The sequence below is a fragment of the Providencia sp. wls1914 genome, assembly GCF_009706645.1.
GTDB classification, from domain to species: domain Bacteria; phylum Pseudomonadota; class Gammaproteobacteria; order Enterobacterales; family Enterobacteriaceae; genus Providencia; species Providencia zhijiangensis.
The window spans coordinates 172,655-198,578 of record NZ_WLUN01000003.1; the positions used below are offsets into that span (position 1 = coordinate 172,655).

Below are 25,924 nucleotides of genomic sequence, written 5' to 3' on the forward strand. Positions count from 1 at the left end.
ATGTCGATTTCTGAACCTGTTGTAGTGAATCAAAAAGAACGTGCACGCCGCCAAGCATGGCGCCGTCAAGTCAACAGAATGGCATTATTAGTCTCCATGCTGACGATGGCATTTGGTCTGTTCTGGTTAGTGTGGATTTTATTCTCCACGGTAACCAAAGGGATTGATGGCATGTCCCTCAATCTGTTTACTGAAATGACACCGCCGCCAAATACAGAAGGCGGTGGTTTGGCGAACGCTATTGTGGGAAGTGGATTGCTAATCTTATGGGCGACCGTTATCGGAACACCATTAGGGATTTTAGCGGGCATCTACTTAGCGGAATATGGTCGCAAGTCGTGGTTAGCTTCGGTGACGCGTTTTATTAACGACATTCTGTTATCTGCGCCTTCAATTGTGGTTGGTCTGTTTGTTTACACCATTGTGGTGGCTCAAATGCAGCATTTCTCGGGTTGGGCAGGGGTGATTGCACTTGCATTACTGCAAATCCCAATTGTTATCCGTACCACTGAGAATATGTTGAAACTTGTGCCAGATAGCCTGCGTGAAGCGGCATATGCATTGGGCACACCAAAATGGAAAATGATTTTATCCATTACATTAAAAGCATCTGTATCTGGGATTATTACCGGTATTTTGCTGGCTATTGCGCGTATTGCGGGGGAAACCGCACCGTTGCTGTTCACGTCACTGTCGAACCAATTCTGGAGTACCGACATGAATGAGCCAATTGCTAACTTACCAGTGACTATCTTCAAATTTGCAATGAGTCCGTTCTCTGAATGGCAGGAATTAGCATGGGCAGGGGTTCTCCTTATCACCCTATGTGTTCTGTTAATTAATATCATTGCCCGTGTTGTGTTTGCACAGAAAAAACACTAATCCCAGACGAATAAAAGAATTGATAGAGAGAAGTAGCCATGATTAATGCAAACGATATTGCAAACAGTAAAATTAAAGTTCGTGACCTTAACTTCTACTATGGAAAGTTTCACGCGCTGAAGAATATCTCTTTAGACATTGAAAAGAACAAAGTGACCGCGTTTATCGGCCCATCAGGTTGTGGTAAATCCACGCTGCTGCGCACCTTCAACAAAATGTACGAACTGTATGGCGAGCAACGTGCTGAAGGCGAAATTTTACTGGATGGTCAAAACATCCTGACTGACAAACAAGACATCGCGTTATTACGTGCGAAAGTCGGTATGGTGTTCCAAAAACCAACGCCATTCCCAATGTCTATCTACGACAATATCGCGTTCGGTGTGCGTCTGTTTGAAAAGCTGTCCCGCGTCGAAATGGACGAGCGTGTGCAGTGGGCACTGACAAAAGCGGCACTGTGGAATGAAACCAAAGACAAACTTCACCAAAGCGGCTACAGCCTCTCTGGTGGTCAGCAACAGCGTCTGTGTATTGCGCGTGGTATCGCTATTCGCCCAGAAGTTCTGTTACTCGATGAGCCATGTTCTGCTCTGGACCCAATCTCAACGGGGCGTATTGAAGAGCTGATCACGGAATTGAAGTCAGAATACACGGTGGTGATAGTGACCCACAACATGCAACAAGCAGCACGCTGTTCGGATTACACGGCATTTATGTACTTGGGTGAGTTAGTGGAATTTAACAACACTGACAAGATGTTCACCACCCCTGAAATGAAACAAACTGAAGATTATATTACTGGCCGCTACGGTTGATATGGAGCCGACGATGGATACGCTGAACCACAACAAACATATATCAGGGCAGTTCAACGCTGAACTGGAACATATCCATACTGAGTTGATGACCATGGGAGGGCTAGTTGAAGAGCAACTCACCAAGGCCATCACTGCGATGCATAATCAGGATGAAGCCCTAGCGCGAGAAGTGATTGCCAATGACCACAAAGTTAACATGATGGAAGTGGCAATCGATGAAGAGTGCGTCAAAATCATCGCCAAGCGCCAGCCAACAGCGAGCGACTTGCGTTTGATTATGGCAATCTCAAAAACCATCGCTGAACTGGAAAGAATCGGTGACGTTGCGGATAAAATCTGCCAAACCGCACTGGAAAAATTCTCTCAACAGCACCAGCCATTATTGGTGAGCTTGGAGTCATTAGGTCGCCATACCGTGCAAATGCTGCATGACGTGCTAGATGCTTTTGCGCGCATGGACTTGGAAGAGGCTATCCGTATTTATCGTGAAGATGAAAAGGTAGACCAAGAGTACGAAGGGATTGTTCGTCAGTTAATGACGTACATGATGGAAGATCCGCGTACCATTCCAAGCGTCTTAACTGCGCTGTTCTGTGCTCGCTCCATTGAGCGTATCGGTGACCGTTGCCAGAACATTTGTGAATTTATTTTCTACTATGTTAAAGGGCAAGACTTCCGCCATGTGGGTGGGGACAGCCTTGAAAAAATGCTGACTAGCTCGAAAGACAGCAACAAAGAGTAACTGTTAAACCACTGGGGTGTCCGCACCTCAGTGTTCATCTTCTTCATTTTCTTCTTGCTCGATAAGAGTCTTAATCTGCAACATTTTAGGGGTCGCTCCGATGGATTTTCGCCCCTTTTTTTATGCCCATTCATATTCCAAATTGATATAAATATATTATTTAATATTATTTCAAGTGCTAAGAAATAGTTGATAGCTTGTGATGGTCAATTTACGCAAATTTACCGTTAGGGGCATTCAATGAAAGCACGTTTTCTTACTTCCGCACTTTTAGTTGCAGGTCTGGCGCTGACAGCGAATGTCGCTAGCGCAGATAAATTAGATGATATTAAACAAGCGGGAGTGATCCGTATTTCTGTTTTTGACAGTAATCCCCCATTCGGATTTATTGATCCTAAAACCAAAAAACTCGCTGGCTATGATATCGATATCGCCCAAGCGATTGCGGATGATCTTGGCGTGAAATTAGAGCTGCGTCCAACCAACCCAGCTAACCGCATTCCGCTGCTAACATCCGGCAAAGTTGACCTGATTGGTGCCAACTTCACAATCACAGACGAACGTGCAAAACAGGTGGATTTCTCCATTCCTGACTTTGCAACAGGGCAAAAATTTATCGCTCGTAAAGGCGTACTGAAAACCCCTGAAGATATCGCCCCACTGCGTATTGGTGCAGATAAAGGCACCGTGCAGGAAGTGACTCTACGTGAACGTTTCCCAAATACCAAAGTGATTTCTTATGATGACACTCCCCAAGCCTTTGCTGCGCTGCGTAATGGCAACGTTCAAGCGATTACCCAAGATGATGCGAAGCTGGTGGGCTTGCTAGGTAATTTGCCAGAAAAAGTGAAAGCAGACTTTGAAATTTCACCGTTTAGCTTAACCAAAGAGTACCAAGCGTTAGGCGCGAGCAAAGGGGAAACACGTTTAATTGAGAACGTAAACGCCACCTTGCTGAAACTGGAGAAAGAAGGCAAAGCGAACGAGATTTACAACCGTTGGTTTGGTCCAGACACCAAGGCGGCACAACCACGTGGTGAATTCAAATTTGCCCCATTGAGCGAACAGCCTAAATCTTAAGTTAGTGATGAAGTTTAGTGAGAGTAAACGCCCCTGCCATGTTGCAGGGGTTGTCAGTTATAGCGAGGCGAAATATGTTCGACAAATTTTTCAGCGGTGACTTCTGGTCTGCGCATCTACTAGCACCACAATACCTTGAGTGGTTTGGCTATGGCTTTTTGCTCACAGTCTGGATCTCGGTTTGTACAATCATCGCTGCCACGCTATTAGGTTTTATTGCTGCTTCAGCAAGAGACAGTCAAATTGCACCACTACGCTGGTTTGTGACCGTTTATATTTCGATTTTCCGTAATACGCCACTACTGGTGCAACTGTTTTTCTGGTACTTCGCCTCGGGAGAGATCCTCCCTGAATCAGCGATGGAATGGCTGAATACGCCTCATGAAATTGAATTTTTAGGGATAACATTAAGCTGGCCATCCTTTGAATTTTTAGCCGGATTTGTCGGCTTAACGCTATACACCGTACCTTTCATTGCGGAAGAAGTGCGCTCAGGTATCCGAGGGGTGCGCCAAGGGCAGAAACAAGCGGCTCTCGCTTTAGGCCTGACCTCATGGCAGTCCATGCGCTTAGTGATTTTACCGCAAGCCGTAAAAATCGCGTTACCGCCGCTGTTGGGGCAATACATGAACGTCGTCAAAAACTCGTCATTAACCATGGCGATCGGGGTAGCGGAGCTCTCTTATGTATCACGCCAAGTAGATAGTCAATCATTACAAACATTTGCTGCATTTGGTTTGGCAACGGTGCTGTACATCGCAATCATCGCCTTTATGGAAGGCTGGGGTCAGTGGCGACAACAGCGTCAGTTGGCTCAGGGGGTATAAGATGGATTTTTCAGTCATTACGGATAACTGGCAATATTTGCTATTTGGGGCTTACCCTGATGGACCACTGGAAGGAGCCGCTCTAACGCTAATTATGAGCATATTGGCTGGCGCGGCTTCTATTGTCCTCGGCACATTGGGTGGTATTGCGCTGGCGATGCTACGTGGTTTCTGGATGAACCTTTTTGCCGCTGTTTTAGGGTTTTTCCGTGCCATTCCCGTCATTATGTTGATTTTTTGGACTTACTTTCTATTGCCGATTGTCTTCGGAACCGAAATTCCAGGCGTTGCGGCGGTAGTATGTGCACTGGCGTTGATCACTTCAGCCTATTTAGCACATGGCGTGAAAGCGGGAATTTTAGCTATCGGTCAAGGGCAATGGAATGCGGGATTATCTTTAGGGTTTAACCGCTGGCAAGTGTTATGGAATGTGGTGTTACCTCAAGCCTTACGCATGATGGTGCCTTCCTTTATTAACCAATGGGTTGCGTTAATTAAAGATACCTCTCTGGCGTATATTGTGGGGGTGGCAGAGCTGTCATTCCTAGCAACACAGGTGAATAACCGTGAAATGATCTATCCGCTGGAAGTGTTCCTGTTTGTGGCATTTATCTACTTTGTGATGTGCCTGTCAGTAGAAATTATTGCCAATCAAGTGGCGAAAAGACTCAGTGATAAAAGTGCAGTGCGCAGCCGTTCAGCAAAACGCGGTTGGCTGTTTTGGCGCCGTCAAAAGCTGATTGCGCTTTCTTAATTGCATAAAGGCGGCGAAATTCCGCAATGGCGGTATGACAACCGCCATGTCTCTCTCGATATTCATTTACAGTATCAGTCAGTTAGGATATGTGACTTATTTAAAATGACGCAATCGTTTTCTTTTGGATCGTTTAGTTGTACCATGAGCCGAAAAAAACTTTTTTTCGTGCCCACCACGCATCTATTGGCAATCTAGGGCATGACATTTCGACAAGGCGCATTTTAATGACTAATCAATCATCTGGCTCTTCGCAATCGCAGGGTCTGTTTCAGCGTGTGTTTAAATTACAAGAACACGGTACCACCGCAAGAACAGAGCTTGTTGCAGGGTTCACCACCTTCCTGACGATGGTATATATCGTTTTCGTTAACCCACAAATTTTGTCCGTCGCTGGCATGGATATCAAAGCGGTATTCGTAACTACCTGTTTAATCGCAGCCATCGGCAGTATTTTAATGGGCTTACTGGCTAACTTACCTATCGCCGTTGCACCTGCGATGGGGCTAAACGCTTTCTTTGCCTTTGTGGTCGTTGGGGCGATGGGTTATTCATGGCAAGTCGCTATGGGTGCGGTATTCTGGGGCGCAGTGGGCTTATTTATTCTGACGTTATTCCGTATTCGTTACTGGATCATCGCCAATATTCCTCTGAGTTTACGTGTGGGGATCACCAGCGGTATCGGTCTATTTATCGCCATGATGGGACTGAAAAACTCCGGTATTATCGTCGCAAATCCAGATACCTTAGTCTCGATTGGTAACCTAACTCACCATAATGTGTGGTTAGGGGCATTAGGCTTTTTCATTATTGCCATTTTAGCGGCGCGTAATATTCATGCGGCAGTATTGGTGTCTATCGTCGTGACGACGCTGATTGGCTTAGCGCTGGGTGATGTGAAATATACGGGCATTTTCTCAATGCCACCAAGCATTACCAGTGTTGTTGGCCAAGTGGATTTTGCAGGCTCGCTGGATCTGGCACTTTCTGGGGTTATCTTTGCCTTTATGTTGGTAAACTTGTTTGACTCCTCGGGCACCATGATTGGGGTAACCGACAAAGCTGGCATTACCAATGAGCGCGGGACTTTTCCTCGCATGAAACAAGCACTGTATGTGGATAGCTTAAGCTCGGTAGCCGGTTCCGCAATGGGGACTTCGTCCGTAACGGCGTATATCGAAAGTTCTTCAGGGGTATCGGTGGGCGGTCGTACAGGTTTAACCGCGATTGTCGTCGGTGTGTTATTCCTGTTGACGATGTTTATCTCTCCGCTGGCAGGCATGGTTCCTGCTTATGCAACCGCAGGCGCGCTGATTTATGTTGGCGTTCTGATGACTTCAAGCTTAACGCGCGTGAAATGGGATGACTTAACGGAATCCGTTCCCGCGTTTATTACTGCGGTCATGATGCCATTTAGCTTCTCGATTACAGAAGGTATTGCGCTAGGGTTTATTGCGTACTGTGCGATGAAGATTGGTACAGGACGCTGGCGTGACCTGGGTCTGTGTGTGATCCTTGTCGCGGCGATGTTCTTATTTAAGATGATCTGGATCGACGCCTAATATTAATGCTCGTCATATTTTGCACTGTAGCAGCGTTGGCTTCAGTTGCTAACCCTAGTCACATACTCGTGTATGCTCCTAGGGATTAGCAACTCTTGCCGCCTTGCTACAGCACAAACTATTTAGAGCATTGGACAACATAGGCAACTTGAATTATTTAAATATCGCTCAAAACATAAATCTCTATTCTGAGTGCAAGACCCTTCAACGAGCTTCCCTTTTTGTTGCTTGCATGCAACTCAAATTATTTAAGGTATAATCATTAAAGTACTGTTGCGAATGCAAAGTGAGATAAAATTCACCTAAATTGCAAAGTAGTGCTTTCGCTGCTTAAGGGATCCTGCTAGATTCCGCCGCAGAAACTGATTTTATCAAGGTAGCAAACCATGAATTCACCGAAAAAACCGACCGCAAAAACGAAGAAAAAATACCGTAAGACAAAAGAAGAGCTCAACGCAGAAGGCCGTGAGCGTAAACGCGAGAAAAAACATCGCGGGCATAAGTCTGGTAGCCGTAACCAAGACGGTGCTTCGAATGGTCAAAAAAATGGGCAAAATGTTCAGGCTGACCCACGTATTGGTAGTAAAAAACCAATTCCACTGGTGGTTGAAAGTAACCAGCCAGTTGCGCGTCCTGTCGTGAAAGAAAAGCCTGTTGCTAAAGAAAAACTGACACCAGAAAAAGAACTGGAAATGCTGGAAAGTAACGATCGCTTAGATGCGATTCTGGCACGTCTGGAAGATGGCGAAACCATCACTGCGCAAGAGCAACAATATGTTGATACCTGCTTAGATCGCATCGATGAACTGATGAATATCCTCGGTATCGAATATGCGGACGAAGACGGTGATGAAGAGGAAGAAGAGAAATTTGATGACATTATGCGCATCTTAAAAAGTAAATAATTTCCTCTCTATTCGTTCCTCCCGTGCTAAGCGGGAGGAATTCTGCTTAATTTCTCGCCTATCTTCCTTTTCTTTGATGTTGCATCGGATCTGTATTTTCTAACATCGCTATAATCTTTGCGGTATAGACTCTTTACATAAATCGCTAAAAAATAATCTAAAGAGATATAATTAACAGTGATGCTTTCGAGCTTGTGGTCAATTAAGGAATATCAATGTCAGAGCAAAATATTGTTTGGGATCTCTCTCTCATCCAGAAATATAACTATTCAGGCCCGCGCTATACCTCTTATCCAACAGCCTTAGAGTTTAATCAAGACTACAACGAACAGGCTTTTATTGAGGCAACCCAGCGTTATCCTGACCGTCCTTTGTCTCTGTATGTGCATATCCCGTTTTGCCACAAACTGTGCTATTTCTGCGGCTGTAATAAGCTAGTCACTCGCCAAAAGCATAAAGCGGATGAGTATCTACAAGTCATTGAAAAAGAAATTATCCAGCGTGCTGCATTACTCAAAAACCGCACTGTCACCCAAATGCATTGGGGCGGCGGTACACCAACGTATCTAGACAAGGCGCAAGTGAGTCATTTAGTTGGCTTGCTGAAAAAACATTTTCATTTTGCGCCGGATGCGGAGATGTCCATTGAAGTCGATCCCCGTGAAATCGAACTCGACATGATTGACCACCTGCGCAGCGAAGGCTTTAACCGCCTAAGCATGGGCGTTCAAGATTTTAATAAAGAAGTGCAAGTTCTAGTTAACCGCGAGCAAGATGAAGAGTTTATTTTTGCGCTCATTAAACGTGCCAAAGAGACTGGCTTCACTTCAACCAGTATCGACCTAATTTATGGTTTACCAAAACAAACCCCTGAAAGCTTCGCGTTTACATTGAAAAAAGTGGCGGAACTCGCTCCCGATCGTTTAAGCGTTTTCAACTATGCACATTTACCGAATTTATTTGCAGCACAGCGTAAAATCAAAGATGAAGACCTGCCAACAGCAGAGCAAAAACTGGATATTTTGCAAGATACTATCGCAACGCTGACATCCGGCGGTTATCAATTTATCGGGATGGATCACTTTGCTCGCCCGGAAGATGAACTGGCAGTGGCACAGCGAGAAGGGATTTTACATCGTAATTTCCAAGGTTATACCACCCAAGGGGATTGCGATTTATTAGGGTTAGGGGTATCGGCAATAAGTATGCTCGGCGATAACTACGCTCAAAATCAGAAAGATTTAAAAACTTACTACGCGCAAGTGGAAGAAAAGGGGCATGCCCTATGGCGTGGCTTGGTGTTAACCGACGACGACTGCCTGCGCCGCGATGTGATCAAAACATTGATCTGCAACTTCCAATTGAACTTTGCGCAAATTGAAGCGCTCTACCCAATTGACTTCAAAACCTATTTTAAAGAAGACCTAGAACTGCTCAAACCAATGGCAGAAGATGGGCTGGTGGAAGTCAGTGAGAAAGGGATAAAAGTCACGCCACGCGGGCGTTTGTTGATTCGTAATGTGTGTATGTGTTTTGATGTTTACCTACGAAGTCAAATGAGATTACACCAATTTTCTCGCGTCATCTAAATGTTCGTCATACTTCACGCCGTGGCTTTGTTGTCTGCTCTCGGTCACTCGGGTCACATACTTTTGTATGCTCCCCGAGATAACCTCGTTTGACGCCTAGCCACAACGTGAATTATTTAGAACATTGGATGCTTGGCATATGACTATTTTGAGTATTAACTTTTCGCCATATAGTTATTTAGAACATTCCACATTCTGCATATTTCACTGGGTTAGTGTTTCACTTTTTCGATCAGCTGGTAGGCGGTGTTGATGCGCTCAGGGATTGGGTACCACTGGTTGGAGAGCAGCACCACGGCGATTTTTTCCTCGGGGATAAATACCGCGTAGGTGGCGAATCCGCCGGTGGAGCCAGTTTTGTTATACAGCGCGCGGGATTCTGGTGGCATTGGTGGCTGAATGGCGTCCACTTTTTGCGGTTTCAGTGCCATATCATCACGGTTACCCTGTTGTAACTGGGCGAGTGAAACTGGCCACGGGTAACTTTCCCACATCAAATCTTGCACAAACGAATCCGTCATATACACGCCAGCATGTGTATCTTCCACCGCTTCTTGCCACGGTTTCGCTACGTTGGCCACTTGCATATTAATATCTAAAAAGTGGATCAAATCCTTCGCATTAGACTTCAAACCATATGCTTCATTATCTAAAATTTGCGGCGTCACACGCACCGGCTGATGCTGCTTGTTATACCCTTGAGCATAATTTTTTTGCTGATTTTGCGGTACCTGTAAATAAGTATGCTTCATGCCCAAAGCCGGTAACATCATCTTTTCCATCGCATTTGGGAATGACTGATTAAGTTGTTTAGCGGTAACCATGCCTAATAAACCCACACCAAGATTGGAGTAAGAACGGTATTCACCGATAGGTTTTACAGGGGACCACTGCTGATAATAATGGATTAGCTCTGCGCGGTTAGTTACTGCATCCGGTACAAATAGCGATAAGCCCGAAGTGTGAGTCGCCAGATTCATCACAGTCACTTTATCAAATGCACTATTTTTTAATTCAGGCAAATAATGGCTGACGGTTTGTGCAAAATCTAACTTACCTTGCCCTTGAGCATAGGCGGCAAGCGTAGCGGTAAAGGTCTTTGATAATGAACCGATTTCGTACAACGTATTGTTGCTTACAGGCACCTTGGTTTGTTTAGACTGTACGCCATAGTGATAAATAAAATGTTCACCATCTACTGAAATGGCAACGGACATCCCCGGAATCTGCTGTTGTTTCATCAACGGTTTAATAATGCTGTCCACATCTGATTGCGTTAATGCCGCGCTAGATAGTGAGGTAAATGCCAAACTCAGGGCGATAAGCAGCCGTCCGCGACGAAAAAGATTTTTCATACAGATATCCATTTAAATAAAAGTTTTAGTTATGATGAGTGACAAGCAAAAAGTGGTCACATATCAAAGGGAGTGTGATTCTGGTGTCGGAGTATGCGGCTTTTTTTGCATGAGTTGAAACGATATAAAATTCGATGAGGTAAAAGAAAATCTTATGGCTGAAAATGCTCGCTACCGTTTACCCCTCAATGCACTTAGAGCTTTTGAGGCATCAGCGCGCCATCTAAGCTTTACTCGAGCAGGTATGGAGTTAAACGTCACTCAGGCAGCGGTAAGCCAGCAAGTTCGTGCGCTGGAAGAACAATTAGGCTTAGAGCTATTTATTCGCTTGCCAAGAGGGCTGGCGCTAACTGATGAAGGTTTGGCATTATTGCCTGTCGTTAGCCGATCTTTCGACCAAATCGAATCATTATTGCAGCAATTCGAAGATGGCCATTATCATGAAGTTCTGAATGTTTCTGTGGTGGGTACCTTTGCAGTGGGTTGGTTATTACCGCGTTTATCGCGTTTTTCCGACCTCTATCCTTATATTGATCTGCGTATTATGACCCACAATAACGTGGTGAATTTAGCCGGTGAGGGCGTGGATTTCGCGATTCGGTTTGGGGAAGGGCTTTGGCCGTTAGTGGAAAATACGCCGTTATTTTCTGCACCGCATACGGTGCTTTGTGCTGAAAAGGTCGCGCATAAACTTAAGCATCCTATTGATTTACAAAATTTTCCGTTGATGCGCTCTTATCGTAAAGATGAATGGGAAAAATGGTTTTTAGCGGCAAATGTGGAACCGTGGCGCGTGAAAGGGCCTGTTTTTGATTCTTCCCGTTTAATGGTCGAAGCGGCTTTACTGATGGACGGTATTGCCATAGCCCCAAGTTGCATGTTTGAGCGGGAACTCAGAGCTGGGGATTTGGTGCAGCCATTTGATATTTCCGTGACCCTCGGGGGTTATTGGCTGAGTCGATTAAAATCCAAACCGATGACGCCAGCTATGACTATTTTCCAGCAATGGTTACTTGAGGAATCAAAAAATGGGAACACCTTATAGAGCGATAAATCGGTGCTTAAAGTCTAAAGCACCGACCGTGAAATTAGGTAGATTGTAGGGAGTATGAACTCAGAAAACCACAGATTCGGCCGCGTAGTAACTTTTTTTATGGTCTTGCTCCTCGCGGCTGCCAGTTATTTCATTAAACTCCGCAAAGAAATAGGCAGGATCGACCGAGAAAATAAGTGAAAAATGGTAGAGCGTGTCCACATGAATATTCACATCGCCATTTTCGTAGCGAGATAAATGTTGCTGGCTGATCCCCATTTGTTCGCTCAGTTGTTTTCCACTGATTCCGTGGCTATCTCTTAGCGCTCTTATTTTTAAACCGACAGATTTTGATACAATTTTCTCCATATCGTTAACTCCTAGGTATATTTATTATGAGAGTTAATTAGATTTTTATAGAAATAGAATATATCGAAATACTTATTTTTCATTGATATCTAAAAGGTCTTTTATACCAATTTCAAAATAATCCGCATATTGCCATAATCTATCTAAATTAATTCTATTAACCCCTCTTTCATAACGTGACTGCTGCTGCTCGCTAACACCAATGGTATTTGCAAGCTCCCGTAATGTGATTCCATTCATTTTGCGATAATAAATAATTTTACTACCGACCATTTTAGATATGAGATAATTTTTAGACATATTGAGCCTCTCTGTGAATAAGTGAATACATAGAAATAAATCAATCTTAATTAGATGATTTATTAAGCCTAATAAGCTCAATATGATTATTAACCTAGCATTAATTCTCAGGTGAAACTATAGATCTAGGTCAATAAATGAAAATTTCTCTTGTTGTCTTTTATTTGATAACTATCGATATTAGATTATCTATTAAAATGTATTTTTATATTTTTAGTTTCATGTTCACTCAAGTTAAAAAAATCTAATAAATCAATATTGAATATTTCCGCATACTGATTAAGTCTATCCAAATTAATACGATTAATACCTCGTTCATAACGAGATTGTTGCTGCTCGCTAACATTAATCATTTTGGCAATATCGTAAAGGGATAATCCATTCATTTTTCGATAATAAGTTATTTTATTGCCAATAATTCGGGAAACAGGATAATATTTAGGCATCATTGACTCCTTTTCAAATTACCTAAATTGATATTTTCATTACTGATATGTTAATGAAAATTCTAAATGGCTTTTAAAATCCCCTGGTGCAAACATGGGTTGAAGGCTAATCATTCTTGCGGATAGCGGAATTTCGGCACTTTTGGTGGTGTTATTGATAGCTATATCTACTGCACTGCCATTTTTAATGGTGGCTTTATTACTTTTTTGTGCCAGATGCAGCAAGCTGTTTGTAGAGCTGCCTGTATTTACGAAATAGTTATTATCGGTAGCATCAGCAGTGCCATTGACACTGAATTTGGCGCTTTTTGTTGAAACAGGGCAATCAACCAGTTTAATAGAAAAATCTACCCATGGGCTCTGCGCAGGGTTTCGGTAATTCCAGCGATTTATTTTACCTAATTCTATGTTATAGCTGGTATTTTCAACTATGCAGGGCATAACCACGACATTACCATGCACATAGATATTGACGTTTTCTGCCATCACTGGCAGCGCGAAGAAACCAAGTAAACTGAATAATATTCTTTTCATTATCAGCCTCTTATAAATAGGTAATAGTGGCGGTAATATTGGCGGATAAAGTGCCAGCGGTACCATTACCGAGGGAAGAAAATGCCCGTGTGCGTAAGGGAACACTCACTAAAGGTTGCCCGTTGGTGGGAACCGTTAATATTTTGGTATTGCCTAGCGGTGTTGCGCCATCGCCACTTTGTAGCTGAATAGCAATATTGGTGGCGGTACCACTATTTTTATATAGGCTGTTTACATCCGCATTATCTACTGTACCTGTGAAGGTTAACTTCACATTATTGATATAGGTGGAACAATCTTTTAATTCAATCGTAAAAAATTTCCAATCCGAAGCTTTCGTTCCAGTATAAAAAGTATCTAAAGAAATGGTGGTCAAGTCCACATCCAGATTATTACCCGTAGATAAATTACACGTTGCGGCTTTTATATTTCCGGTAAATTTTAAATAGACAGTATCTGCGGCATAAGCCGTTATCGAAATATTTAAGAATAGTAGGGTGGTCAGTAATTTTCTCATTTTAAACCTCTATTCATAGCGAATATTGACAGTGGCATTGGCATTTGCCGTACCCGGTGTGACTGTTGCGGCCGTTTTAATATAACGGGCTTTCCAGCCGAATATATAATCGCCTTGGGCAATATTATCTTGTTGAGTCAATTTTTGATTTAATGCAATAGGCGTTCCTGCATTATTTAATAATTGAATTGCAATACCTGTCGCTTTATCTGCACCGGTTAAACCTAGTCGACCATTTGCAGCATTATCGATATTATCTGAATTAACAGTGACTTTAATATTGGTGCCAGCAAGGCAACTTAGTGCAATTGGAATAGCAACTGTACCTTGCGTATCATTAATATTTTTAAATTGAGTGTCATACCAGTCGCCCATATTAATATCGTAAGTGTTTTGATTGTTTTTTAATGAACAGCTAAGAACATTAATTTTTATTGCGTTAGCAGGTATAGATAGCAATGAGACATTCCAAGTTGAAGCTGGAGATGAATTTGTTATTATCAAGCTGGCAACATCACCCGATTTAATATAGTCCGACTTTATCACTTGTTTTGTTTTTACAAATCGAACACCCCATTGGTTATGAAGTATTTTCCAACCTGTCGTGGATGGTCCATAAGAAGTATCAAAAGTGCCAATGCCAGCGGCAGAAACTATTATACCAATACCATCTATATTTGTGGGAGCAATTTTAGTTGTATTATTTACATTCCAGCCTGAAAGGTATCTTCCATAGAAATACGAATTGCCACAATCTCTACCATTAGGTAAATGAGTTTCTGCACCGCTAACACCAAAAGGGATAGAAGAGATATATAAATCTTCATTATTACTCATATTGTCATATTGGATATTAATTGTTTTTGCTGGAATACTCACTCTGAGTCCTTGAAGTTGCGGATTCTGTGTACAAGCACCTCGAGCTATTTCAGAATAACCAATTACACCGAATATTAATAATATGATATTAATCTGTAATTTCTTCATGTTTATTTTCCCTTATTGGCAAACCGCTGTGGTTTTATATAAGCCAATATAATTTGGTAAGCCCGCCAAGTTATACGTGACTTGGCACTGCTGTTTATCGTTGTATTGAATGGTAAATGAACCGCTTTCTGGCATTCCCGACAAATAAATTTCCCCGTCATTACCTACCATCGCATTGAGTTGATTATTATCTGGGAAAATCGCCTGCGCCCCGAATGGCACCGGTTTACCATCTTTAAAATTCAAAATCATGATAGCGCGATAGCCCACATTGGCATTAAAGCTGGCTTTGGCAATCGCCCCACGGCTTGGTGCTACGTTTTGGGTGGTTAACTCCATTTCGGTATCATCCGGCAATTTACTGGTATCAATTTGGATGCCATTACTGCGATACGCGGTGACATACGGCACTAACGCATAGCCTTGCCCGTTAGTTTGAATACCGGTTTGGTTCAGAATCGGGACATTAGCCGCATCGGGAATTTCCACCAATGCCGCAGTTTCACCCAGTTGCTGACCGAGCACCACGCCACCAGAATGGGCGACCACACTACCGCTAGCACCGTAGTACAGGTTGTAATTATTGGTGCTGTAACCCGTACCCCCAATGACTTCTCCATATTGTCCACGGTAGCTGGCATTCAAGTTGCCGGAAGCCCCAGAATCGCGGGTTGGGAAGTTTTGCTGAGCACTCCAGTTTAAGCTGTTATTCAGCTGCGTTGCTGAAATACCCATACTGCCTGACGAACCATTGGCGCTGCTACTGGTCGTGTTGAAGTTGTAATAGAAGGTATCTTCAAACACGCTAAACGGCACACTCACTGTAAACGCAAATTGGTGGTCATCGTCTTTGGTGCGTCCGTTACTATTCAGGTTCGGGTTGGTATTTTTGTTGTAACTGTAATTCAGCCCGTAACTGATATTGTTCCAGCTATTGTTATAGCCAATGGTGGTGGATTGAGTTTTACGATCGCTGTTCCAGTAATCTTCGCTCACAAAGCCTACTGACAAGGAACCCCAGTTATCCCCTAAACTTTGGCTAAGGGTGATTTCTCCACGGTTACGGCGGCGTTCATACAGTGGACTAAATCCACTTTTTCGATAGCCATCAAACACTTCTGCCAAGCTATAGAAGCCTTGTGTGGAATAACGATATCCCGCGAGGGCGATGTTGGTACCAATATCATTCAGGTTTTTGTTATAGCGAAAACGGTAAGATTGCCCACTTTCGGTGGTGCCATTATTTAAGGTGGAGTTGGCGTGGGTCACGTCCACAGACAATGCCCCAAAGCGTCCTAAGTTTTGCCCCGCACCCACAGAGTAGGCTTGGTATTTATCACTCAGTTGGCTCCCCCCAAAGGCAGTTAGCCCCCACGGCAAACCGTAGATTAGGGTAAATTGAGCGAACGGTTTTTTATCTACGCTACTGTCATAGCTGCGATATTGCCCACCCGTTACGCTATAGGAAACATACCCTTCACGTTGTAAAACCGGCAAAGAGGCATACGGAATAATTTGATATTGCTCGCTACCGTTAGCCTCTTTGATGGTGACGTACAGATCCCCGCTACCGCCAGTGGGGTAGAGGTCGTTAATTTCAAACGGGCCTGCAGCTACATCGGTTTGGTAAATGGTGTAACCGTTTTGGCGAATAGTGATCTGCGCATTACTGCGCGCAATCCCGCGTACCACTGGCGCGTACCCACGTAAGCTTTCTGGGTTCATATCATCATCGGTGGCCAGCTGCGCACCACGAAACGGTACACTGTCAAAAATATCCGATGGCGATGTGCTATCCCCAAGAATCAGCTGGCTTTTTATCGCATTGATATTACGGCTTAAATAGGTATACATCGTATCCCATTTATTACGTTGCCCATCACTGCTTTGCCACGTGGTGTAGTTACGCAGACGCCACGGGCCGATATTTAGCCCCGGACGCAAGTTTACGTAATTGGAATTGCTGCTGTTTTTATCGTTCTTGCGATCGGTAGTCCGTGAACCGTTATAACTGTAATTGAGTAACAGAGCATTGATCCCATCATCAATCGCTGCCAGATCCACATAGCCACGCGGGTTCATGTTCAACGCAATTTGCGGAATACTTAAATAGAGGCGTTGAGAGCCAAATTCAAACTCACTTTTGGCATCGGGGATCGCGGATAGATTCACGCACGAATTCCCTGCGGCTTGCAGATTAGGATAATCTGCAACTTTCACGCCCACCTCTTTTAAATCGCTGAGCGTCAGGCATGGCTCCAGCTCTTTCTTGGCATTATTGGAAAAACTGACACTCTTTGAACCTATCAGGCTCTTATTAATATAGATATCCACATAATATTGACCCGGCAATTGTTCATTACGTTCGAACTGCCCTAAATCCACCGATTCTTTATTGGGTAGCTCAAGAAATTCAGGGTCAAAATAAGCATCTGGCTCTGCTGAGGACGTCGCAATATAGCCTAAAGCGATAAATAGGCTAAGGCATATTTTATTTATTTTCATAGATAAACCTAATTGCCATTAAGGCTATATTTTTATTTCCGCCGGATTATTGGCTGAGCCATAATCATTAATCACTTCCCATTTAATGGTGCCGTGCTGTTCAGGGTTATTTAAGGGAAAAGACTTGCTGGAGAATGGTGCGACGTAAGAGACATCATTCACTTTCTTTCCATTAAAACTGATACTTTGGAAATTCATGTAATAAGGGGTTGGATTTTTGACGGTGATTGATTGACCGTCTTTCGACCAGGTTAATTTCTTCTGCTCTTCCACAAAATCGACTTTACTGATAGCACTCGGGCGATAAATTAATTTCATCTGCGTTTTAAAGGCGATTTTTAATGAATTTTCGGTTTTCTTTTCAGTGGCTGGGATTGTTTTAATATTTAGCCAAAATAATGATTCTCTATCATTGGGTAGTGTATTTTGGGTTAAAAAAATACGTAGTGCGTTGGTTTTTTCTTGGTTTAAACGAAAAAGTGGTGGCGTAATGGTAAAGTCCGTTTGCTTGCCTTCATTGGCATTTTCAATCCATGACTGAATTAAATAGGGCACTTTATCCGGATTTTCGACACTAATACTGACGTCCTTATTCCCTTCTGGATAAATCACGCGGGTTCCCCCAATAATCACACCGGCATAGGCCGACTGACTGAGCGCAAATAACATAATACAGACAGAGATAATTGTTTTCATATTGCCACCACTGGGTAGTAATAATTAAGGCTTATGTCCGTATAAACCTTAATTAATCATTAGTTATAGTTAATTGTGAAGGTTGCTGTTGAGTTAGCTAAACCGACGGTCACGGTGTCAGACATGGCGATATAACGCGCTGTAAAATCTAAGTTATTTACAACGGTTTCTTTCAATGTATATGGGCTAGAAGCGGTATACAGTGGAACGGTTAAGCCTTTAACGTCTTGGATTTGGATACCAACACCCGTTGCGACACCGGAAGTATTTGGGTTCGTTAACTGAAGAACGTTATTGTTACCTTCATAGGAAACGCCATCAAATTTTACCGTTGCCGTGGTCACAGCCGCAGGGCAGTTTTCCAGTTGGATCGTAAATTTAGTGGCAGCGGCGGTGCTACCCGTGTTTGGTAATGCCGTTCTAGAAACTTTTCCTAAATTCACTTGGATAGCATCTGATCCGGCTGCAAGTTGACATGCGTTATCCGTAATTTCGCCAGTGAAATTAATATCACCGTCTTTGGCAAAGCTATTGGCTGAAATTAATAAGGTGCTCGTTGCAATTAAAGATGCAATGACGTGTTTTTTCATTTTTTACTCTCCGAAACTTAATTCGATATTCAATTTAATTTGGGGAATATATAAATTTGCTTATCTACACAAAGCACGAGTATTTTGTGACTATTTTTATAAATAAACAAGACAGGGGTATTTTGAATTTTAATAACAATATTTTTAATTTGTTATTATTAATTCTTATATAAACACACTATGCGCTAGCGTTTGGTATCATTATTTAAATAAGGCATTTTTATTGAATTTCATTTATTTAAACCAAAGTAAAATAACAATATAAAACTAAAAATACTTATTTGATGATTTTAAACTATAAACTATCTCGCATATGGAGATTATTTAAACGTAAAGTTTGAGGGGAAAGTGTGGTTTTATTACTAGTGACAAATATGTATTATCTAAAAATGAAAAATAAAACTTAATATTCTAAATAAGAATATCGAAATTAGTATTAGAATGAGTATCTATACCGAAATAGCCTAAATGATTATAAATTTTAGTCTGTCATTAATGGGAGTTGTTTTTGTTAATGTTGGCCAGAAACACTTTAAAATTGTACCTACCAGTATCAGTGATAAAAAAGATGCCGGTAGGTAAATTAAGCATTATTTAAACAGTGAAAAATCTTGCTCTGGTGAAATCAACGATTCGGCCTGATAGCGAAGGCTGCGATCAGCCTTACAGACATAATTAAAATCATCTTCTTGTTCAGTACCGTCACAGACTAATTCTTTAATATCAACGTCTAAAATTTCAGCGATGGAATATAAGGTATCAACATGAATACGCATATCACCCAGCTCATGGCGGGAATGGTGCTGTTGGCTAATGCCCAGTAATTTGCTTAATTGTTGAATGCTCATATTTCGTTCTTTTCTGAATGAACGAATGCGAGCTCCAACAATTTTGGAGGTTTTCTTTTTCATTATATTGACCAATATTGATTAAGTGAAAATACTATATATTTGGTGCTCTTTTAATCTTTTTCTTTATTTTTTCTTTGTCCTGTTCACTAAATAAAAAGAAGTTATCAATATTAATATTGAAATAAATAGCATATTGTTTGAGCCGATCAATCGATATTCGATTATTCCCACGTTCATAACGAAGCTGTTGCTGTTCACTAATTCCAACCGATTGAGCTACAGCGAGTAGGGATAGCCCTTTTTCTTTACGTAATTTTCGTATTTTATATCCAATTACCTCTGAAACCGGATAGCTATTTTCCATTATTTAATCTCCTTTTAGTATTTGCGATTGTTAATTTAGTCAACAAAATGCAAATGAGAATTACTACCTCAAAGATATATCTATCAGGCATCAACTTTATTATTTTGATTTAAATCATATCAATCAAAGTTATCTATTTCATATTGAGGTTTACTATGAAAATTTCAATTAACATGAGATTTTTAGGTGTAAGAATATGTGTCATCTAAATTAGATAATTTAACTGAAAGTACCTTGTAATGACTGCATCAATGGTAAGTCAATGTAAAATCAATATGGCTTTTAAAGGAGCCTGAAGTCATTCCTGAGCCATATCCTGCCATTCTAGCGGATAGTGGTATTTCAGTAGTGCGTGTCTGTATATTAACAGGTGTAATAATTTGCTCTCCATTCTTAACTGTATTTTTATTCGCACTATAAGCTAAATTTAATGCGACATTTTTTGCTGTACCACTATTAATAAAGTAATTAGTATTTATTGCATCAGGCGTACCGTTGACTACCATAGTTACTTCTTTGGTATCTACGGGGCAATTTTTTAATTTAATTGTAAAATCCACCCAAGGAGATGTTTGAGTGTCTCGAATATTCCAGACATTCACTTTTTTTAGGTCAATGACATAGTTGGCTTTTTCTAATTCACATGGCAATGCAGTAACATAACCATGAATATTAATATTGGCGACCTGTGCCAATACAGTGAGAGGGAAAACGAAAGTCAATAATGAGAGCGCAATTTTTTTCATTATTCTCATCCTTATAAATACGTAATGGTGGCCGTAATATTGGCAGACACGGTACCTGCGCTGGCATTACCGATTGCACTATATGCGCGGGTTCTTAAAGGAATGATGAGACTGTTTTGTCCAGCCAATGGTACCCGTAAGACTTTTTGATTTCCTAATGGTATCGCACCATCACCACTTTCAAGCTGCACTGCAATATTTTGGGCTGTACCCATATTTTTATATAGACTATCAATATTATTGGTATCTGCAGTTCCATTAAATGTAAGGACAATCTGATTCACATAGGAGGAGCAGTTATTCATATTAATATTAAACGCTTTCCAATCAGATCCGCTCTGTGGCTGATTAAAAAAATCCACAGGCATTTTTTTTAAATCAATATCAATATTGCTTCCTCCAGAAATATTGCAAGTTGCAGCTTTAATATTACCGTGAAAATTTAGTGTAATATTGTCATCAGCATAAAAATAAGAAGGAGTAATTAAAGTTATTGGAATTAGAATTGATCGTGTTATTTTTTTCATAAATACCTCTATTCATAACGAACATTAACAGTTGCTGTCGCATTCGCTGTCCCTGGTGTAATATTAGTATCCGTTTTAATGTAGCGAGCCTTCCAGCCAAAAATATAATCACCTTCAGAAGCATTATCTTGTAGTGTTTTTTGTATATTCAATGATATAGGCTGGCTGTTTCTGTCCAGTAATTGAATTGCAATACCTGTTGCTTTGTTATCACCAACTAATCCTATTTTTCCAGTTGCAGTATCAACGATATTACTAGAAGAAACCGTTGCTTTAATATTACTTCCTTGCATACAACTTAGTTTTATAGGGATGTCAACTTGACTACTTGAGTCACCAATATTATTAAATTGTCTATCATACCAATCTCCCATATTGATATCATATGAAGATTGTTTTATTGAGCAATTGATGATTTTTATTTTTATACTATTTTCTTTTATATTCACAGTTGATAGTAATGATGAAAGAGGAGGCGTTGTGCTTCTTTGAATGTATTGAACCAACGGTCCACTGTTTAGCGAGCCTGCCTGGTGAACTTCCGCACTTTTTATAATTTCCACTTTCCAGTTAGATCCTGTTATAGTGTCAGCCCAACGCTGTAAATTATTTTTTGATGGAACCATACTAATGAGAGTCCCATGAATATTAATATGCGATATTCTCATGGAAATACCGGGAATATTAGTCGTAATAATATTGTTAGTAACAGGTCTAGATGACCAGTAACCAAGATACTCTGTTGAATATTGAGATAAACAGTCGTTACCAATAATTCCTGCTTTTTTGCCGTTTGGTACACTAAGTATTGAGAGCGTATCTAATATTCTTGTTGAAGAATCATCGTATTGCAATACATATGTTCTCTCAGGTAATGCTAATGTTGTACTGCCCGAGTAATATTCATAATGAGTACAGATTGCATTAGCATATGCCGAATACAACAATGAAAATTTTATGATAAAAATGAAATTAAAAATGGATTTCTTCATTTTTTAGTACCTTATTATTTATGGCAAATTACAGCTGTTTTATATAATCCCAAATAATTCGACACACCAGCCAAGTTATAATTAACCTGGCATTGCTGCTTATCGTTATATTGGATAATAAAACTGCCACTTTCAGCTAAACCAGATAAATAAATTTCACCGTCATTACCAACCATGCCATTTAATTGATTGTTATCTTTAAAGATGGCTTGAGCACCAAATGGCACGAATTTTCCATCGGCAAATTTCAGTTTCATCATGGCGCGATAACCCACATTGGCGGCAAAGCTGGCCTTAACGAGAGCACCGCGGCTTGGTGCGACCGTTTGGCTGGTTAACTCCATTTCGGTATTATCGGGGAGTGCCGAAGTATCAATATCAATCACATTTTTACGATATGCCGTGACATAAGGTACTAAGGCATAACCTTGATTGTTGGTCAAAACCCCCGCTTGGTTAAGAATCGGTACATCTCCCGCTTCTGGAATATTCACTATGGCAGCGGTTTCCCCCAACTGTTGCCCCAGTACAATTCCCCCTGAATGGGCGACAAGACTACCATTCGCGCCATAGTAAAGGTTGTAATTATCTTTGCTGTAGCTACTTCCCCCAGAGACTTCACCGTATTGACCTTTGTAGGAAGCGTTCATATTCCCAGATGAACCCTGTCCTTGGGTGGTATAGCCTTGTTGAATACTCCAGTTAAGGCGATTATCCAATTGGCTCGCAGATAGCCCCATATTTCCAGAATTTGGGCCGCTATTGCTGCTATTGGTATTGAGGTTATAGTAAATGGTGCTATCAAAAACGTTAATTGGAATACTGACGTTTAATGCCAACTGGTGGTCATTTTTACTTTGACCTTGGCTATTACCATCATAAGCATATGTGTTGGTATCACGGTTATAAGTGTAATTAATTCCATAACTAATACTTCTCCAACTATTGCTGTATCCTAGCGTTGCGGATTGGGTTTTTTTATCACTATTCCAATAGTCTTCATTCACATATCCTATCGATATTGAACCATTATTTTCCCCTAAGTTTTGGCTGAGTGTAATTTCTCCGCGATTACGGCGTCGTTCAATTTCTGGGGTATAGTGAGTATCTCGGAAGGTATCAAAAACTTCCGACAAACTATAAAAGCCCTTGGTGGAATAACGATAGCCAGCAAGTGCAATATTGGTTCCGATATCATTCAAGTTTTTGTTATATCGGAATCGATAAGATTGCCCTTGTTCCTTGGAATCATCGACAAACGTGGAGCTTGCATGGGTAATGTCAACGGATAGCGCGCCAAATTGCCCAAGGTTTTGCCCTGCACCTAGAGAATATGACTGATATTTTTCACTGATCTGGCTTCCCCCATAAGCGGTGATCCCATAGGGAAGTCCATAGATTAATGTGAATTGGCCAAAGTGAGTTTTATCGACGTGGCTATCATAAGAGCGATATTGCCCACCCGTCACACTGTAAGAAAGATAACCCTCGCGTTGCAGCACGGGCAGGGAAGCAAATGGCACAATTTGATATTGTTCGCTACCATTCGATTCTTTGATCGTAACGTGAAGATCGCCACTGCCACCAGTAGGGTACAGGTCACTGATTTCAAAAGGGCCAGCAGCCACTTCGGTCTGGTAAATGGTATAGCCATTCTGGCGGATCGTAATTTGGGCGTTACTGCGGGCAATGCCTCGAACCACTGGCGCATAGCCGCGTAGACTTTCAGGGTACATATCATCATCCGTGGCTAACTGCGCACCACGAAATGGTACACTGTCGAAAACCATCGATGGTGATACACTGTCCCCAAGTGTCAGCTGGCTTTTAATGCTATTAATGCCGCGAGAAGCGTAGGTGTATACCGTATCCCATTTATTGGGTTGGCCATCATTACTTGACCAAGTGGTATAGTTGCGCAGGCGCCAAGCTCCGATATTTAAGCCGGGTCTTAAATTCACATAGTTTGAAGTGGTATCGGAGCCACCTTTTTTGCGATCATAATTTTTGGTGCCGCTATAACTGTAATTTAAAATTAACGCATTAATCCCATTATCAATATTTTCTAAGTTGACATAGCCACGAGGGTTTTTATCTAAAGCGATTTGCGGGATGCTCAAATACAGCCGTTGTGAGTCAAATTCAAAATCACTTTTGGCATCCGGTATCGCGGCTAAATTCACACAGCCAGTGCCTGCACTTTGTAGTTCAGGGTATTCAGCTGTTTTTACGCCGAAATCTATTAAATCAGCTAGAGATAAACAGGGTATTAATTTGCTATCACTGTTCTTATCAAAGCTGAGTTTTTTAGCACCAATAAAGTTAGTGTTAACATAGATATCAACGTAATAACTTCCCGCTAATTGTTCGTTATTCTCGAATTGCTTTAAATCAACAGCATCTTTATTAGGTAGCTCTAAAAAATCAGGGTCGAAATACACGTTATTATCGATATTATCTTCCGCATACAGTGAAAACGTATAGCCTAAATATAAAAATAGGCCAAAGCATATCTTATTTATCTTCATTATTTATGACCTAGTGATTATATTTTCTATATTTTTATTTCTGATGGTTTTTCGGCAGAGCCATAATCATTAATCACTTCCCATTTCACAGTACCACTTGTTGCCATATCATCAATTGCAAATGTTGTGGTTGTGAGCGGAGCAGCATAGGAAACATCATTAACTTTTTTTCCATTAAAATTAATGCTTTGAAAATTCATATAATAGGGAGTCGGATTATTAACAGACAGTATTTTCCCCGACTTAGACCAAGTTAATTTTTTTTGCTCTTCCTCAAAGTTAATATTTTTAAAAATTGAAGGGCGATAAATTAATTTCATCTGAGTTTTAAATGCAATTTGTAATGAGTTTTCTGTACGTTCAGTTGCTGGAATTGTCTTTACATTTAGCCAAAATAAAGATTCTCTATCTTGAGGAAGTTTATTTTCAGTTAAAAAAATTCGCAGTGCATTAGTTTTCTCTGGATTTAATCTAAATAATGGTGGTGTGATAGTGAAATCAGATTGTTTTTTTTCATCAATACCATCGATCCAAGATTGTATTAAATAAGGAATTTTATCAGGGTTTTCAACTGAGATACTCACATCTTTACTTCCTTCAGGGTAAATGACGCGAGTTCCTCCAATAATAACACCCGCATAAGCGGAGTTAATAATTGTAAGTAAAGAGATAAGGGAATAAACAATAAATTTCATATTACCACCATTGAATAGAATATTAAGGCTTAATTCCATTTAAACCTTAATCACTAATTAGTTATAATTAATTGTAAATGTTGCATTACCGTTTGCTAAACCCACACCAACGTTGTCAGTTTGAGCTATATAGCGCGCTTTAAAATCTAAGTTATTTTCAACGCCATCTTTTAATGGGTAAGCTTTAGATGCAGTGAATAAAGGAACAACAGTATTGACATCATCAGTGATTTGGATGCCTACACCAGTTGCAACCCCAGATTGTCCTGCATCTTTCAATTCAATAACGCTATCATCACCAGGGTAAGAGGTTGCATCAAATTTTACGGATGCCGATGTTACTGTTGTTGGGCAGTTAATTAGTTTAATAGTAAACTTTGTAGCAGCTGCAGTGCTTCCTGCACTTGGTAATGCTTTTTTAGACACTTTGCCTAAATTAACTTTTAGAGCGTCAGAGCCAGCTGCTAATTCGCAAGCTTGGTCAGTGATCTCACCTGTGAAATCAATCGTTCCATCTTCTGCTAATGCACTATTTACAGCAAAAATAGAAGATGCAGCAATTAGTGATGCAAGTAGATTCTTTTTCATTCATTTTCTCCAAGAGATATTTTATTTGAGAAATTGAGGAATCATTAAGTTAATGAGTTACCCAATTGGCGGGTATTTTGTATTTTATTTTAATTTTAAACAAGTTTGTCTATTTTTAGGTTTTAAATTTAATTTTCAATTC

Annotated in this window: 25 protein-coding genes and 3 pseudogenes; 10 read left to right on the forward strand and 18 right to left on the reverse strand. The window is 41.1% G+C overall.

Annotated features, from left to right (window positions below; genetic code table 11):
- The 9 genes and pseudogenes from pstA (at position 1) to hemN (ending at position 9,159) form a co-directional block, all read left to right on the forward strand.
- The gene (gene pstA, locus GKR74_RS01650; RefSeq protein ID WP_154602251.1) at positions 1-882 is read left to right on the forward strand and encodes a phosphate ABC transporter permease PstA; all 882 of its coding nucleotides are present in this window, start codon (positions 1-3) and stop codon (positions 880-882) included.
- 38 nt (positions 883-920) lie between these two features.
- Positions 921-1,694 (forward strand): annotated as a pseudogene (gene pstB, locus GKR74_RS01655) (phosphate ABC transporter ATP-binding protein PstB); the annotation flags it as partial.
- Between the two features lie 16 nt (positions 1,695-1,710).
- The gene (phoU, locus tag GKR74_RS01660) at positions 1,711-2,442 is read left to right on the forward strand and encodes a phosphate signaling complex protein PhoU (protein WP_006663093.1); all 732 of its coding nucleotides are present in this window, start codon (positions 1,711-1,713) and stop codon (positions 2,440-2,442) included.
- 240 nt (positions 2,443-2,682) lie between these two features.
- On the forward strand, positions 2,683-3,522 hold the full coding sequence (locus tag GKR74_RS01665; RefSeq protein ID WP_036948477.1) for an ABC transporter substrate-binding protein: 840 nt from the start codon (positions 2,683-2,685) through the stop codon (positions 3,520-3,522).
- Between the two features lie 74 nt (positions 3,523-3,596).
- Complete coding sequence (locus tag GKR74_RS01670; RefSeq protein WP_154602253.1) at positions 3,597-4,349, forward strand: amino acid ABC transporter permease; 753 nt, start codon at positions 3,597-3,599, stop codon at positions 4,347-4,349.
- A gap of 1 nt (position 4,350) precedes the next feature.
- Positions 4,351-5,103: an amino acid ABC transporter permease gene (locus tag GKR74_RS01675; protein ID WP_154602254.1), complete on the forward strand. Its 753-nt coding sequence runs from the start codon at positions 4,351-4,353 to the stop codon at positions 5,101-5,103.
- 227 nt (positions 5,104-5,330) lie between these two features.
- Complete coding sequence (locus GKR74_RS01680; RefSeq protein WP_154602255.1) at positions 5,331-6,665, forward strand: NCS2 family permease; 1,335 nt, start codon at positions 5,331-5,333, stop codon at positions 6,663-6,665.
- A 386-nt stretch (positions 6,666-7,051) separates the two neighbouring features.
- On the forward strand, positions 7,052-7,570 hold the full coding sequence (gene yihI, locus GKR74_RS01685) for a Der GTPase-activating protein YihI (protein ID WP_154602256.1): 519 nt from the start codon (positions 7,052-7,054) through the stop codon (positions 7,568-7,570).
- A 215-nt stretch (positions 7,571-7,785) separates the two neighbouring features.
- A complete protein-coding gene (hemN, locus tag GKR74_RS01690) occupies positions 7,786-9,159 on the forward strand; it encodes an oxygen-independent coproporphyrinogen III oxidase (protein ID WP_154602257.1) in 1,374 nt (457 codons plus the stop codon).
- Between the two features lie 212 nt (positions 9,160-9,371).
- On the opposite strand, the gene ampC is transcribed toward hemN, so the two are convergent.
- Positions 9,372-10,514: a class C beta-lactamase gene (gene ampC / locus GKR74_RS01695; RefSeq protein ID WP_154602258.1), complete on the reverse strand. Its 1,143-nt coding sequence runs from the start codon at positions 10,512-10,514 to the stop codon at positions 9,372-9,374.
- 154 nt (positions 10,515-10,668) lie between these two features.
- On the opposite strand from ampC, the gene GKR74_RS01700 reads away from it, so the two are divergent.
- Positions 10,669-11,559 carry a LysR substrate-binding domain-containing protein gene (locus GKR74_RS01700; RefSeq protein ID WP_154602259.1) on the forward strand — a complete coding sequence of 297 codons (891 nt, stop codon included), beginning with the start codon at positions 10,669-10,671 and terminating at the stop codon, positions 11,557-11,559.
- Here the strand turns inward: GKR74_RS01700 and GKR74_RS01705 are convergent.
- The 17 genes and pseudogenes from GKR74_RS01705 to GKR74_RS01785 form a co-directional block, all read right to left on the reverse strand.
- Positions 11,554-11,916 (reverse strand): annotated as a pseudogene (locus tag GKR74_RS01705) (helix-turn-helix domain-containing protein). The gene GKR74_RS01700 and the pseudogene GKR74_RS01705 sit on opposite strands and share 6 nt — an antisense overlap.
- 72 nt (positions 11,917-11,988) lie before the next feature.
- Positions 11,989-12,216, reverse strand: a complete 228-nt coding sequence (locus GKR74_RS01710) for a helix-turn-helix domain-containing protein (RefSeq protein WP_154602260.1) — start codon at positions 12,214-12,216, stop codon at positions 11,989-11,991.
- A 185-nt stretch (positions 12,217-12,401) separates the two neighbouring features.
- Positions 12,402-12,662 carry a helix-turn-helix domain-containing protein gene (locus tag GKR74_RS01715; RefSeq protein WP_154602261.1) on the reverse strand — a complete coding sequence of 87 codons (261 nt, stop codon included), beginning with the start codon at positions 12,660-12,662 and terminating at the stop codon, positions 12,402-12,404.
- A 39-nt stretch (positions 12,663-12,701) separates the two neighbouring features.
- Positions 12,702-13,196 (reverse strand): fimbrial protein, encoded by a 495-nt coding sequence (locus tag GKR74_RS01720; RefSeq protein WP_154602262.1) that lies wholly within the window; start codon positions 13,194-13,196, stop codon positions 12,702-12,704.
- A gap of 10 nt (positions 13,197-13,206) precedes the next feature.
- On the reverse strand, positions 13,207-13,713 hold the full coding sequence (locus GKR74_RS01725; protein WP_154602263.1) for a fimbrial protein: 507 nt from the start codon (positions 13,711-13,713) through the stop codon (positions 13,207-13,209).
- A gap of 9 nt (positions 13,714-13,722) precedes the next feature.
- The gene (locus tag GKR74_RS01730; protein ID WP_154602264.1) at positions 13,723-14,700 is read right to left on the reverse strand and encodes a fimbrial protein; all 978 of its coding nucleotides are present in this window, start codon (positions 14,698-14,700) and stop codon (positions 13,723-13,725) included.
- A gap of 12 nt (positions 14,701-14,712) precedes the next feature.
- Entirely contained in the window at positions 14,713-17,205 is a 2,493-nt protein-coding gene (locus GKR74_RS01735; protein ID WP_154602265.1) for a fimbria/pilus outer membrane usher protein, read from the reverse strand.
- Between the two features lie 24 nt (positions 17,206-17,229).
- Positions 17,230-17,901, reverse strand: coding sequence for a fimbrial biogenesis chaperone (locus GKR74_RS01740; protein WP_154602266.1), 672 nt, complete (start codon positions 17,899-17,901; stop codon positions 17,230-17,232).
- Positions 17,902-17,960: 59 nt separating this feature from the next.
- Entirely contained in the window at positions 17,961-18,491 is a 531-nt protein-coding gene (locus tag GKR74_RS01745) for a fimbrial protein (RefSeq protein WP_154602267.1), read from the reverse strand.
- A gap of 590 nt (positions 18,492-19,081) precedes the next feature.
- Positions 19,082-19,339: a helix-turn-helix domain-containing protein gene (locus GKR74_RS01750; protein WP_230089111.1), complete on the reverse strand. Its 258-nt coding sequence runs from the start codon at positions 19,337-19,339 to the stop codon at positions 19,082-19,084.
- Positions 19,340-19,433: 94 nt separating this feature from the next.
- Positions 19,434-19,706 carry a helix-turn-helix domain-containing protein gene (locus GKR74_RS01755; protein ID WP_154602269.1) on the reverse strand — a complete coding sequence of 91 codons (273 nt, stop codon included), beginning with the start codon at positions 19,704-19,706 and terminating at the stop codon, positions 19,434-19,436.
- Positions 19,707-19,957: 251 nt separating this feature from the next.
- Positions 19,958-20,452 (reverse strand): annotated as a pseudogene (locus tag GKR74_RS01760) (fimbrial protein); the annotation flags it as partial.
- A gap of 11 nt (positions 20,453-20,463) precedes the next feature.
- Complete coding sequence (locus GKR74_RS01765) at positions 20,464-20,979, reverse strand: fimbrial protein (protein WP_154602271.1); 516 nt, start codon at positions 20,977-20,979, stop codon at positions 20,464-20,466.
- A gap of 8 nt (positions 20,980-20,987) precedes the next feature.
- Positions 20,988-21,971, reverse strand: coding sequence for a fimbrial protein (locus tag GKR74_RS01770; RefSeq protein WP_154602272.1), 984 nt, complete (start codon positions 21,969-21,971; stop codon positions 20,988-20,990).
- A gap of 14 nt (positions 21,972-21,985) precedes the next feature.
- On the reverse strand, positions 21,986-24,499 hold the full coding sequence (locus GKR74_RS01775; RefSeq protein ID WP_154602273.1) for a fimbria/pilus outer membrane usher protein: 2,514 nt from the start codon (positions 24,497-24,499) through the stop codon (positions 21,986-21,988).
- 26 nt (positions 24,500-24,525) lie between these two features.
- On the reverse strand, positions 24,526-25,194 hold the full coding sequence (locus tag GKR74_RS01780) for a fimbrial biogenesis chaperone (RefSeq protein WP_195848747.1): 669 nt from the start codon (positions 25,192-25,194) through the stop codon (positions 24,526-24,528).
- 57 nt (positions 25,195-25,251) lie between these two features.
- Positions 25,252-25,782: a fimbrial protein gene (locus GKR74_RS01785; protein WP_154602275.1), complete on the reverse strand. Its 531-nt coding sequence runs from the start codon at positions 25,780-25,782 to the stop codon at positions 25,252-25,254.
- Positions 25,783-25,924 lie beyond the last annotated feature (142 nt).

Excerpts from the sequence above, each read along its gene's own strand:
- pstA (WP_154602251.1), top strand. The coding sequence starts at position 1 with ATGTCGATTTCTGAACCTGTTGTAGTGAATCAAAAAGAACGTGCACGC.
- phoU (WP_006663093.1), top strand. The coding sequence starts at position 1,711 with ATGGATACGCTGAACCACAACAAACATATATCAGGGCAGTTCAACGCT.
- GKR74_RS01665 (WP_036948477.1), top strand. The coding sequence starts at position 2,683 with ATGAAAGCACGTTTTCTTACTTCCGCACTTTTAGTTGCAGGTCTGGCG.
- GKR74_RS01670 (WP_154602253.1), top strand. The coding sequence starts at position 3,597 with ATGTTCGACAAATTTTTCAGCGGTGACTTCTGGTCTGCGCATCTACTA.
- GKR74_RS01675 (WP_154602254.1), top strand. The coding sequence starts at position 4,351 with ATGGATTTTTCAGTCATTACGGATAACTGGCAATATTTGCTATTTGGG.
- GKR74_RS01680 (WP_154602255.1), top strand. The coding sequence starts at position 5,331 with ATGACTAATCAATCATCTGGCTCTTCGCAATCGCAGGGTCTGTTTCAG.
- yihI (WP_154602256.1), top strand. The coding sequence starts at position 7,052 with ATGAATTCACCGAAAAAACCGACCGCAAAAACGAAGAAAAAATACCGT.
- hemN (WP_154602257.1), top strand. The coding sequence starts at position 7,786 with ATGTCAGAGCAAAATATTGTTTGGGATCTCTCTCTCATCCAGAAATAT.
- ampC (WP_154602258.1), bottom strand. The coding sequence starts at position 10,514 with ATGAAAAATCTTTTTCGTCGCGGACGGCTGCTTATCGCCCTGAGTTTG.
- GKR74_RS01700 (WP_154602259.1), top strand. The coding sequence starts at position 10,669 with ATGGCTGAAAATGCTCGCTACCGTTTACCCCTCAATGCACTTAGAGCT.
- GKR74_RS01710 (WP_154602260.1), bottom strand. The coding sequence starts at position 12,216 with ATGTCTAAAAATTATCTCATATCTAAAATGGTCGGTAGTAAAATTATT.
- GKR74_RS01715 (WP_154602261.1), bottom strand. The coding sequence starts at position 12,662 with ATGCCTAAATATTATCCTGTTTCCCGAATTATTGGCAATAAAATAACT.
- GKR74_RS01720 (WP_154602262.1), bottom strand. The coding sequence starts at position 13,196 with ATGAAAAGAATATTATTCAGTTTACTTGGTTTCTTCGCGCTGCCAGTG.
- GKR74_RS01725 (WP_154602263.1), bottom strand. The coding sequence starts at position 13,713 with ATGAGAAAATTACTGACCACCCTACTATTCTTAAATATTTCGATAACG.
- GKR74_RS01730 (WP_154602264.1), bottom strand. The coding sequence starts at position 14,700 with ATGAAGAAATTACAGATTAATATCATATTATTAATATTCGGTGTAATT.
- GKR74_RS01735 (WP_154602265.1), bottom strand. The coding sequence starts at position 17,205 with ATGAAAATAAATAAAATATGCCTTAGCCTATTTATCGCTTTAGGCTAT.
- GKR74_RS01740 (WP_154602266.1), bottom strand. The coding sequence starts at position 17,901 with ATGAAAACAATTATCTCTGTCTGTATTATGTTATTTGCGCTCAGTCAG.
- GKR74_RS01745 (WP_154602267.1), bottom strand. The coding sequence starts at position 18,491 with ATGAAAAAACACGTCATTGCATCTTTAATTGCAACGAGCACCTTATTA.
- GKR74_RS01750 (WP_230089111.1), bottom strand. The coding sequence starts at position 19,339 with ATGAGCATTCAACAATTAAGCAAATTACTGGGCATTAGCCAACAGCAC.
- GKR74_RS01755 (WP_154602269.1), bottom strand. The coding sequence starts at position 19,706 with ATGGAAAATAGCTATCCGGTTTCAGAGGTAATTGGATATAAAATACGA.
- GKR74_RS01765 (WP_154602271.1), bottom strand. The coding sequence starts at position 20,979 with ATGAAAAAAATAACACGATCAATTCTAATTCCAATAACTTTAATTACT.
- GKR74_RS01770 (WP_154602272.1), bottom strand. The coding sequence starts at position 21,971 with ATGAAGAAATCCATTTTTAATTTCATTTTTATCATAAAATTTTCATTG.
- GKR74_RS01775 (WP_154602273.1), bottom strand. The coding sequence starts at position 24,499 with ATGAAGATAAATAAGATATGCTTTGGCCTATTTTTATATTTAGGCTAT.
- GKR74_RS01780 (WP_195848747.1), bottom strand. The coding sequence starts at position 25,194 with ATGAAATTTATTGTTTATTCCCTTATCTCTTTACTTACAATTATTAAC.
- GKR74_RS01785 (WP_154602275.1), bottom strand. The coding sequence starts at position 25,782 with ATGAAAAAGAATCTACTTGCATCACTAATTGCTGCATCTTCTATTTTT.